Source organism: Pseudoalteromonas sp. TAE79, assembly GCF_000498015.1.
Classification (GTDB): domain Bacteria; phylum Pseudomonadota; class Gammaproteobacteria; order Enterobacterales; family Alteromonadaceae; genus Pseudoalteromonas.
On sequence record NZ_AUTL01000001.1, the window covers coordinates 1 to 708 of the forward strand.

General features: G+C 43.8%; 2 protein-coding genes. Both read right to left on the reverse strand.

Annotation, left to right across the window (positions count from 1 at the left end):
• Positions 1-361: cyclic pyranopterin monophosphate synthase MoaC (gene moaC, locus L655_RS0100005; RefSeq protein ID WP_024595222.1), on the reverse strand; the 361-nt coding region annotated here is incomplete at its 3' end.
• Position 362: 1 nt separating this feature from the next.
• On the reverse strand, positions 363-708 hold a 346-nt coding region (locus tag L655_RS0100010; protein WP_024603670.1), incomplete at its 5' end, for a molybdopterin-binding protein.

Consider the following 708-nt stretch of genomic DNA (forward strand, 5'->3'; position numbering starts at 1 on the left):
TAGCCACAGATACCGCTGTTAACGCTTCCATTTCAACCCCCGTTTTACCTGCAAGTTTGCAGTAGCTGGTTATTTTAATTTGGCTGTTTGCTTCATCAAGTTCAAAATCAACAGCGACTTTACTAAGTGCAAGCGGATGACAAAGCGGGATTAAATCGGCGCACTTTTTAGCGCCTTGAATACCCGCAATACGTGCCACGCCTAACACATCGCCCTTTTTGTTTTGATTAAGCATTACTTGCTCAAAGGCAAGCTTACTCATGCTAATAAATGCTTCAGCTGAGGCGTCGCGCAGGGTTACGTCCTTGAGCGATACATCAACCATATTCGCTTGGCCGTTTTCGTCAACGTGGCTTAACATACTATTGCTCACGCGATTCACACTTTTTACCAATAGTAATGTGCGGTGCAAAGTTACATGGTTTATGCATTGAGTTAAGTTGATCTTTTATAATGCCTGTCCACGCTGTTTTACATGCGCCTGTAGAGCCTGGCATACAAAAAATAACGGTGTTGTTAGCAAGTCCTGCAAGTGCACGAGATTGAATAGTTGAGTTACCAATTTCACCGTACGATATATGTCTAAATAGCTCACCAAAGCCGTCTACGCTTTTATCAAACAGCGGCGCAAATGCCTCAGGTGTTGAATCACGTTCAGTAAATCCTGTACCACCAGTCACTAAAATAGCGTGAATGGTGTCGTCGGCT